The organism is Frankia sp. CgKIO3 (assembly GCF_977946435.1).
This window is the reverse complement of the sequence record NZ_CDWTMO010000003.1, coordinates 59,205-67,973: the sequence shown is the minus strand read 5'-3', so window position 1 is coordinate 67,973 and position 8,769 is coordinate 59,205. Positions and strand designations below refer to the sequence as shown.

Annotated in this window: 7 protein-coding genes and 1 tRNA gene; all 8 read left to right on the top strand. The window is 67.1% G+C overall.

Translation table 11 applies throughout. From position 1 onward, the window contains the following. Positions 1 to 164: 164 nt before the first annotated feature. The 8 genes from AC08OJ_RS01150 (at position 165) to rpoB (ending at position 8,585) form a co-directional block, all read left to right on the top strand. Positions 165 to 237, top strand: a tRNA-Trp gene (locus AC08OJ_RS01150). A 145-nt stretch (positions 238 to 382) separates the two neighbouring features. Further along, on the top strand, positions 383 to 550 hold the full coding sequence (gene secE / locus AC08OJ_RS01145; RefSeq protein ID WP_476591738.1) for a preprotein translocase subunit SecE: 168 nt from the start codon (positions 383 to 385) through the stop codon (positions 548 to 550). A 156-nt stretch (positions 551 to 706) separates the two neighbouring features. Next, positions 707 to 1,513 carry a transcription termination/antitermination protein NusG gene (gene nusG, locus AC08OJ_RS01140; protein WP_476591739.1) on the top strand — a complete coding sequence of 269 codons (807 nt, stop codon included), beginning with the start codon at positions 707 to 709 and terminating at the stop codon, positions 1,511 to 1,513. Positions 1,514 to 1,548: 35 nt separating this feature from the next. Then, positions 1,549 to 1,983 carry a 50S ribosomal protein L11 gene (gene rplK / locus AC08OJ_RS01135; RefSeq protein WP_476591740.1) on the top strand — a complete coding sequence of 145 codons (435 nt, stop codon included), beginning with the start codon at positions 1,549 to 1,551 and terminating at the stop codon, positions 1,981 to 1,983. 137 nt (positions 1,984 to 2,120) lie between these two features. Further along, complete coding sequence (gene rplA, locus AC08OJ_RS01130; protein WP_476591741.1) at positions 2,121 to 2,837, top strand: 50S ribosomal protein L1; 717 nt, start codon at positions 2,121 to 2,123, stop codon at positions 2,835 to 2,837. 387 nt (positions 2,838 to 3,224) lie between these two features. Continuing rightward, positions 3,225 to 3,788 (top strand): 50S ribosomal protein L10, encoded by a 564-nt coding sequence (rplJ, locus tag AC08OJ_RS01125; RefSeq protein ID WP_476591742.1) that lies wholly within the window; start codon positions 3,225 to 3,227, stop codon positions 3,786 to 3,788. Positions 3,789 to 3,891: 103 nt separating this feature from the next. Further along, complete coding sequence (gene rplL / locus AC08OJ_RS01120; RefSeq protein WP_011435031.1) at positions 3,892 to 4,284, top strand: 50S ribosomal protein L7/L12; 393 nt, start codon at positions 3,892 to 3,894, stop codon at positions 4,282 to 4,284. Positions 4,285 to 5,159: 875 nt separating this feature from the next. Beyond that, the gene (gene rpoB / locus AC08OJ_RS01115) at positions 5,160 to 8,585 is read left to right on the top strand and encodes a DNA-directed RNA polymerase subunit beta (protein WP_476591743.1); all 3,426 of its coding nucleotides are present in this window, start codon (positions 5,160 to 5,162) and stop codon (positions 8,583 to 8,585) included. Positions 8,586 to 8,769: the final 184 nt, after the last annotated feature.

Sequence of the window (8,769 nt, the reverse complement as noted above, 5' to 3'; positions counted from 1 at the left end):
GTACGCGGAGTCCAGGCGGCAAAGGGGTATGCTCGATCCGCTCAGGTACCCATTCCGGTACATCACCGTGCGGCTGAGCTATGCACTACGTCTGGGCTATGTGCTACGTAGCGCATAGCCGGGGTATGGTGGCGTAGCGGTCGCAAGGATCCGGGTGTGTGTCTAGGGGCGTGGCTCAATTGGTAGAGCACCGGTCTCCAAAACCGGCGGTTGCAGGTTCGAGTCCTGTCGCCCCTGCGCTGTTCGACAGCTGGCTGGTCCGATGACCTGACTGGTCCGATGACGGAGTGGGTGGAGTTGAGTGGCGACCGATACCCGTGACGCGGCACCGCGCCCCAAGCGGGCTACGCGTGCCGCGGGTCGACGTCGGTATCGGCCACTTGTGTTCATCCGCGAGGTCATGGCGGAGCTACGGAAGGTCGTCTACCCCGGGCGGAGTGAGCTGATCACCTATGTGCTGGTCGTGCTCGTCTTCGTCAGCGTGATGACGGCGTTCGTGGCTACCCTCGACTTCGGCCTCACGAAGGCGGTTCTCGCGGTCTTCGGCTGACGGGCCCCACCGGCCGGACAGGCCGGGGCCGAGGCAGGCGGTGGTCGCTGGAGCTGCCCGTCGGCGAGCCGGCTGCCCGTCCGGCCCCACGCCCGCGCAGCGCCGCTCCGCGGGTCCACAGCAGCAGAAGTGTTCACGAGAGTAAGGATCGTCCGCGTGTCCCAGTCGCCCGAGCACGCCTCTTCCGAGCAGGGGGAGGCCCTCGCCCGTCTCGATCCCCTCGCGGCGTTCGAGCACGACGAGGTGGCGAGCACGGACGCTGGCGCCGAACTTGGCGACGTCTACGCCGCCGCCGAGACCGATCCCGAGACCGATCCCGCCCCCGAGGGTGCTTTCCCGGCCTCCCCGGCGGTCGGGACGGTGCCGCCGGCCCTGACGGACGACGATGCCGACGACGCCGATGACCTGCGGCGGGCGATCGAGGACGCGCCCGGCGAGTGGTACGTCGTGCACTCCTACGCGGGGTACGAGAACAAGGTCAAGACCAATCTCGAGACCCGGATCTCCAGCCTCAACATGGAGGACTACATCTTCCAGATCGAGGTGCCCACCGAGGAGGTCCCGGTGGTCAAGAACGGCAAGCGGCAGCTTGTCCAGCAGAAGAAGTACCCGGGTTACATCTACGTCCGGATGGATCTGACCGATCAGTCGTGGTCGGCGGTCCGCAACACCCCGGGTGTGACCGGGTTCGTCGGGCTCACCAACCGGCCCTCCCCGCTGCGCCGGGAGGAGGTCCTCTCGATCCTCGCCCCGGCTGCGCCGAAGGAGAAGAAGGTCGAGATCGTCCGGGTGCAGGAGTTCGAGGTCGGCGAGTCCGTCACCGTCATGGACGGCCCCTTCGCCACGCTCCCGGCGACCATCAGCGAGATCAACCTCGACGCCCAGCGGCTGAAGGTGCTGGTCTCGATCTTCGGTCGGGAGACGCCCGTCGAGCTGCAGTTCAATCAGGTCGCGAAGATCTGATCCGCTCCGTAGAACCCCGGTAGGAAGACGAGCACATGCCTCCCAAGAAGAAGAAGATCACCGCGATCATCAAGCTCCAGATCAACGCCGGCAAGGCCACCCCGGCGCCGCCGGTCGGCCCCGCGCTGGGTCAGCATGGCGTGAACATCATGGAGTTCTGCAAGCAGTACAACGCGGCGACCGAGTCGCAGGCCGGCAACGTCGTGCCGGTCGAGATCACCGTCTACGACGACCGGTCCTTCACCTTCGTCACGAAGACCCCGCCGGCCGCGCGGCTCATCCTCAAGGCCGCGGGCGTGGAGAAGGGCAGTGGCATCCCGCACCGGGACAAGGTTGCCAAGCTCACCGCGGCGCAGATCCGCGAGATCGCCCAGACCAAGCTCCCGGACCTCAACGCCACCTCGATCGAGGCCGCCGAGAAGATCATCGCTGGTACCGCCCGATCCATGGGTATCACGGTCGGCGAGTAGTACGCCCTCGAGTTTCCCCCACCACCGGACCGACCAGTGGGAGGGCGGCCGGGCGCAGGTGCCGGGTGGACAGGACGTGTCCACGTCGCCGCGCCCCTTCGACGGCCGTCCGCCATCACCACGAGGAGACAGACAGTATGAAGCGCAGCAAGGCCTACCGCGCCGCGGCCGAGAAGATCAACTTGGAGAACCTCTACAGCCCGCTGGAGGCGGTCCGCCTCGCGCAGCAGACCTCGACGACGAAGTATGACGCGACGGTCGAGGTTGCGATCCGACTCGGGGTCGATCCTCGTAAGGCCGACCAGATGGTCCGTGGCACGGTCAACCTGCCGCACGGCACCGGGAAGTCCCCCCGCGTCGCCGTCTTCGCCGCCGGGGAGAAGGCCGCTGAGGCGAGCGCGGCCGGGGCCGACATCGTCGGTAGCGACGACCTGGTCGCCCGGATCCAGGAGGGCTTCCTGGAGTTTGACGCGACCGTCGCGACGCCCGACCAGATGGCGAAGGTCGGTCGGATCGCTCGGGTCCTGGGCCCCCGCGGCCTGATGCCGAACCCGAAGACCGGCACCGTGACGCTGGACATCGGCAAGGCCGTCTCCGACATCAAGGGTGGAAAGATCAACTTTCGGGTAGACAAGCAGGGTAACCTGCATATCGTCATCGGGAAGACGAACTTCACTGACGCCCAGCTGATCGAGAACTACACGGTTGCCCTGGATGAGATCGTCCGGGTGAAGCCGTCCGCGGCCAAGGGCCGGTACCTGAAGAAGGTCACCTTCACGACCACCATGGGCCCGGGTATCCCGGTCGACCCGAACCGCACCCGCAACCTGCTCGACGAGGGTGCCGCCGCCTGATCCGGCCCGTCCGGAGGCTCTCGCCCGTCCGGAAGCACCGCCGCGCGAAGCCATGCGTGCGGCCGCCGGGCGGGCGAACAGCGACGAACAGCCGCGGACAACAATCGCGTACACTGATATCCAGTTCCACACCGAAGACCGCTGGTTGCCGTCTCCGTTCCCGTCGAGAGTCACTCCTCGTCCGGTTCGACCGACGGCCGAAGGCCCCGGGTTCTCCGGGCGACCCGTGCAGGTGACGGACGGGAAGCTCCGTGACGGATGCACGCAGCCGGGTGACGCACCCGGTATCGCCACCGCCGCTCTTCACGCCCTGTGCGCCTGCGCCGGGGCGTTCGTCATGTTCCGAGGGCGTTTCCGGATGACCAGCCGACACCCCGAAGGAGCCCCATGGCGAAAGCTGAGAAGACCGCCGCGGTGGCGGAGATCGTCGAGGAGTTCCGTGGCTCGACCGCCGCGGTGCTCACGGAGTACCGCGGTTTGACGGTGAGCCAGCTCACCGAGCTGCGGCGTGCCCTCGGCGAGGGCACGCGCTATTCCGTGGTCAAGAACACTCTGACCAAGATTGCGGCGGAGCAGGCCGGGGTCACCGGACTCGACGACCTGTTCGTCGGGCCGACCGCTGTCGCTTTCGTCAGCGGCGACCCGGTCAAGGCGGCCAAGGGCCTGCGCGACTTCGCTCGGGCGAACCCGGCATTGGTGCTCAAGGGCGGCTTCGTCGAGGGCAAGCCGATGACCGCCGACGAGATTCGCAAGCTTGCGGATCTCGAGTCCCGCGAGGTCCTGCTGGCGAAGCTGGCCGGGGCGATGAAGGGCACGCTGGCCGGGGCCGTCGGGCTCTTCGCCGCTCCGCTGTCCCAGGTGGCCCGGCTTGCGGAGGCGCTGCGCGAGCAGCGTGAAGGCCAGTCCGCCGGCGCCGCCGAGCAGCCGGCCGCCGAGGCTGCCGCCGAATAGCCGAACGGCGCCACCATGGTGCCGCCCCGAGGTCACAACCAGGTCGCTCGCAGTCACGAGCAGGCCACCCCGAATCAGGCATGACAAGGAAGGAACCGCCACCATGGCGAAGCTGTCGACCGAAGAGCTGCTGGACGCCTTCAAGGAACTGACCCTGCTGGAGCTCTCGGAGTTCGTGAAGCAGTTCGAGGAGACCTTCGGCGTCACCGCCGCGGCTCCGGTCGCCGTGGCCGCAGCCCCGGCCGCCGGTGGTGCGGGCGGCGAGGCGCCGGCCGCCGAGGAGCAGGACGAGTTCGACGTCATCCTTGAATCCGTCGGTGACAAGAAGATCCAGGTCATCAAGGAGGTCCGTGCGCTGACCAGCCTCGGGCTGAAGGAGGCCAAGGACCTCGTCGACGGGGCTCCGAAGCCGGTCCTGGAGAAGGTCGCCAAGGAGGCGGCGGACAAGGCGAAGGCGGCCCTCGAGGGCGCCGGCGCCACGGTCACCGTCAAGTAGTACCGGCAGTTCGAGCAGTACCGGCAGCACTTCGCTGCCCTGGGACGCCCCGCCCGGCGATGTCCGTCGCCGGGCGGGGCGTCTCTTGCGGCCGCTCGGCGTGGCCGTGGCGGACACCCCCGTGCCGGGGCACCTCTCTGCGGTGCCCCGGCACGTGCTGTCTGGAAGGCCCGGAAGGTCCACCGCAGGCGGCCCGATGCACAGATGGGCAGGTCGGGTCCGTTCGTGACGTTTTCCGAAGGGGGTTGACGGCCTCTGTGGATCGGAGTTCCATCAAGTTTGCGAACCCTCGTCGGGAGCAGATGCGGTGCGCTACGTCCTCCCTGCGTGGTCCCATCACGCAGATCCTTGCCAGCGGTGTGCCCTTCGGCTACACTGCTAGTTTGCGCTGCCCTTCTCGTTGTATCGACCTCGCCGACACCGTGCCGTTGGTGACGGTCGGCCCTGTTCGGGGGCTGGTATGCACCGTGAGGCGTTTCCGGTTACGTGGTCCGGAGCGGTACTCGCGGTCGGTCCGGGACGATGCGGAGGCGCGCTGGTCGTGCCGGAGTGTGGCACGGCTGTACGGCTGCCACACCGAGGACCCTGAGCGAGACCTTTGCCCATACACCGATCCGTTGTTCTCAGCGGACACTCGTGTCGCCGCGCGCACATGCCGTGGCGAGGCTTTCGCGTGCCCGTTGTCGGCCGCACATCCGCTACGCAGGACGCCCGGGGGTCGGCCTCCACGTCCCGCGGCCATCGTCTCACCGGTGGGGCACCCCCCGCCGCCGTTCCTGACAACCGTAGCGAGACACTGATCACCTGACCATTCCCCGACGGATACTTGACGTCCGCGACGCCAGCCCGACGATCAGGCCACCGGAAGGACCACCTTGGCCGCCTCGCGCTCTTCTTCCCGCATCTCGTTCGCTAAGATTATCGAGCCCCTCGAGGTCCCGGATCTCCTTGCTCTTCAGACGCAGTCCTTCGATTGGCTGATCGGTAGTGACGCCTGGGCGGAGCGGGTGCAGGAGGCCATCGATTCCGGCCGTGACGACGTTCCGATCACCTCGGGTCTCGAGGAGGTCTTCGAGGAGATCTCCTCGATCGAGGACTTCTCCGGCTCGATGTCACTGTCCTTTCGGGACCACCGGTTCGAACCGCCCAAGTACTCCATGGAGGAGTGCAAGGACAAGGACATGACCTTCTCGGCTCCGCTGTTCGTCACGGCCGAGTTCACCAACAACACCACCGGCGAGATCAAGAGCCAGACGGTGTTCATGGGTGACTTCCCGCTCATGACCCCGAAGGGCACCTTCGTCATCAATGGCACTGAGCGCGTGGTGGTCAGCCAGCTCGTGCGCTCCCCGGGGGTCTACTTCGAGCGCAGCCTCGACAAGGCCTCCGACAAGGACCTGTACTCCTGCAAGGTGATCCCCTCCCGGGGAGCCTGGCTGGAGTTCGAGATCGACAAGCGCGACACCGTGGGCGTGCGGATCGACCGCAAGCGCCGTCAGTCCGTCACGGTGCTGCTCAAGGCGCTCGGCTGGGACGAGGCCCGCATCCTCGAGCGGTTCGGTGACTTCCCGTCGATGCGCATCACCCTGGAGAAGGACCACACCGCCGGCCAGGACGATGCGCTGCTCGACATCTACCGCAAGCTGCGCCCGGGTGAGCCGCCGACACGGGAGTCGGCGCAGACCCTGCTGGAGAACCTCTTCTTCAACCCGAAGCGTTACGACCTCGCCAAGGTCGGTCGCTACAAGGTCAACAAGAAGCTCTCCCTCGACGTTGCTCACGACATCGGCGTTCTCACCGAGAACGACATCGTCCGCACCATCGAGTACGTCGTCAAGCTGCACGCGGGCGCCGATCCGGCCGAGTACGAGGTCGACGACATCGACCACTTCGGCAACCGTCGCCTGCGCTCGGTCGGTGAGCAGATCCAGAACCAGGTCCGGCTGGGACTTGCCCGGATGGAGCGGGTCGTCCGCGAGCGGATGACTACGCAGGATGTCGAGGCGATCACGCCGCAGACCCTGATCAACATCCGGCCGGTCGTCGCCTCCATCAAGGAGTTCTTCGGCACCAGTCAGCTCTCGCAGTTCATGGACCAGACGAACCCGTTGGCTGGTCTGACTCACAAGCGCCGGATGAACGCACTTGGCCCAGGCGGCCTTTCTCGAGAGCGGGCGGGCTTCGAGGTTCGCGACGTGCACCCCAGCCACTACGGCCGGATGTGCCCGATCGAGACGCCGGAAGGCCCGAACATCGGTCTGATCGGCTCGCTGTCGACGTTCGCCCGGATCAACCCGTTCGGCTTCGTTGAGACGCCGTACCGCAAGGTCGTGGACGGTCGCGTCACCGACGAGATCGACTACCTGACCGCCGATGAGGAGGACCGGCACGTCAAGGCGCAGGCGAACGCGCCGCTACGGCCGGACGGAACGTTCGCGGAGGACCGTGTCCTGGTCCGCCGCAAGGGCGGTGAGGTCGAGTTCATCCCGCCGGATGAGGTCGACTACATGGACGTTTCGACCCGTCAGATGGTCTCCGTGGCCACTGCCATGATCCCGTTCCTCGAGCACGATGACGCCAACCGCGCGCTCATGGGCTCCAACATGCAGCGCCAGTCGGTGCCGCTGCTGCGCTCCGAGGCGCCGCTGGTCGGCACCGGGATGGAGGCCCGCGCGGCCAAGGATGCCGGCGACGTGGTCGTCTGCGCCCAGGCGGGGGTGGTCGAGGATCTCTCGGCCGACTACATCACTGTCATGCACGACGACGGCACCCGGCGCACCTACCGGCTGGCGAAGTTCCGCCGGTCGAACCAGGGCACCTGCATCAACCAGAAGCCGATCGTGAACGAGGGCGACCGGGTCGAGGCCGGCCAGGTCATCGCGGACGGCCCGTGCACCGACAACGGTGAGATGGCGCTCGGCAAGAACCTGCTGGTCGCCTTCATGCCGTGGGAGGGGCACAACTACGAGGATGCGATCATCCTGTCCCAGCGTCTCGTCCAGGACGACGTGCTGTCCTCGATCCACATCGAGGAGCACGAGGTCGACGCCCGCGACACCAAGCTCGGCCCGGAGGAGATCACCCGGGACATCCCGAACGTCGCCGAGGAGGTTCTTGCCGACCTCGACGAGCGGGGGATCATCCGGATCGGCGCCGAGGTCTCGCCCGGCGACGTCCTGGTCGGCAAGGTCACACCCAAGGGCGAGACCGAGCTGACCCCCGAGGAGCGCCTGTTGCGCGCAATCTTCGGGGAGAAGGCCCGGGAGGTCCGTGACACCTCGCTGAAGGTGCCGCACGGTGAGTCCGGCAAGGTCATCGGCGTGCGGGTGTTCTCCCGCGAGGACGGCGACGAGCTCCCGCCCGGGGTCAACGAGCTGGTCCGGGTCTACGTCGCCCAGAAGCGGAAGATCACCGACGGGGACAAGCTTGCCGGCCGGCACGGCAACAAGGGTGTCATCGCCAAGATCCTGCCCGTCGAGGACATGCCCTTCCTCGAGGACGGCACCGCCGTCGACGTCGTGCTCAACCCGCACGGCGTGCCGCGCCGGATGAACCTCGGCCAGATCCTGGAGACCCACCTCGGGTGGGTTGCCAAGACCGGCTGGCAGGTCGACTCCGGCACCGAGGACTGGAAGGAGCGGCTGCGTGGCATCGGCGCGGACGCCGCCCCGGCCGGCACCAACGTGGCGACCCCCGTCTTCGACGGTGCTCGCGAGGAGGAGATCATCGGTCTGCTCGACTCCACCCTGCCCAACCGCGACGGCGTCCAGCTGATCGGCTCCTCCGGCAAGGCCAAGCTGTTCGACGGCCGGACCGGTGAGCTGTATCCCTACCCGGTGGCGGTCGGCTACATCTACATCCTCAAATTGCTGCACCTGGTCGACGACAAGATCCACGCCCGGTCGACCGGTCCCTACTCAATGATCACCCAGCAGCCCCTGGGTGGTAAGGCGCAGTTCGGTGGCCAGCGGTTCGGCGAGATGGAGGTGTGGGCGCTGGAGGCATACGGCGCCGCCTACGCCCTGCAGGAACTGCTGACCATCAAGTCCGACGACGTCGTGGGCCGGGTCAAGGTCTACGAGGCGATCGTCAAGGGCGAGAACATTCCGGAGCCCGGTATCCCGGAGTCGTTCAAGGTGCTCATCAAGGAGATGCAGTCGCTGTGCCTCAACGTCGAGGTGCTCTCCAGCGATGGCGTGCAGATCGAGATGCGTGACACCGACGAGGACGTCTTCCGTGCGGCGGAGGAACTCGGGATCGACCTGTCCCGGCGCGAGCCGAGCAGCGTCGAGGAGGTCTGACGGACGCCGGGGGTCCGACGCCCCCGCCCTGATGGGCGGCGAGGCCTCCGGCGGCTCCATCCGACTCCAGCGTCCCGACCGAGAAAGAGAGAGCAGGCGACAGTCTTGCTGGACGTCAACTTCTTCGACGAACTGCGCATCGGTCTCGCCACCGCGGATGACATCCGCCAGTGGTCGCACGGTG

Excerpts from the sequence above, each read along its gene's own strand:
- rplA (WP_476591741.1), top strand. The coding sequence starts at position 2,121 with ATGAAGCGCAGCAAGGCCTACCGCGCCGCGGCCGAGAAGATCAACTTG.
- rplJ (WP_476591742.1), top strand. The coding sequence starts at position 3,225 with ATGGCGAAAGCTGAGAAGACCGCCGCGGTGGCGGAGATCGTCGAGGAG.
- rplL (WP_011435031.1), top strand. The coding sequence starts at position 3,892 with ATGGCGAAGCTGTCGACCGAAGAGCTGCTGGACGCCTTCAAGGAACTG.
- rplK (WP_476591740.1), top strand. The coding sequence starts at position 1,549 with ATGCCTCCCAAGAAGAAGAAGATCACCGCGATCATCAAGCTCCAGATC.